This is a genomic window from Oleiphilus sp. HI0086 (assembly GCF_001635225.1).
On sequence record NZ_LWFZ01000564.1, the window covers coordinates 1 to 585 of the forward strand.

1 protein-coding gene is annotated in these 585 nt (G+C 54.7%); it reads left to right on the plus strand.

Annotated features, from left to right (window positions below; translation table 11 throughout):
• Positions 1-585 (plus strand): transposase (locus tag A3756_RS06795; protein WP_197481232.1); only part of this gene is annotated, 585 nt, incomplete at both ends.

Genomic DNA, 585 nt, shown 5'->3' on the forward strand with positions numbered 1-585 from the left:
AGGAGGAGATGTACTCACGCAACTGCACGGTTCCTCGGTGACTTACCGCATCGCCACCGGCCCCCAGCAAGGGAGTAAGGTCTTCACCCTGCAAACCTTCCCTCATTGCGAAAGTGAGAAGCCAGGCTATGGCCAAGCGGCTAAAGTGGCAGGGTTTTCACTCCATGCCGGTGTGATGGCCGAAGGACATCAGAGGGATAAACTCGAACGGCTCTGCCGCTACGTTAGCCGACCCGCTGTTTCAGAAAAGCGCCTGGCATTGACCTCCAATGGACACGTTCGGTATGAACTCAAAACCCCGTATCGCAATGGCACAACCCATGTGATCTTCGAACCCATGGACTTCATGGCCAAGCTGGCTGCACTGGTACCCAAGCCGCGCGTCAACCTCACCCGATTCCACGGAGTCTTCGCACCGAACAGCAAACACCGTGTTCAGGTCACACCGGCTAAACGCGGAAAAAAGCCTGACAAACTAGAAGCAGCCGATACTGACTGGCTCGATAAGACCCCTGAAGAGCGGCACCATGCCATGACATGGATGCAGCGACTTAAGCGAGTCTTCAATATTGATATTGAGGTTTG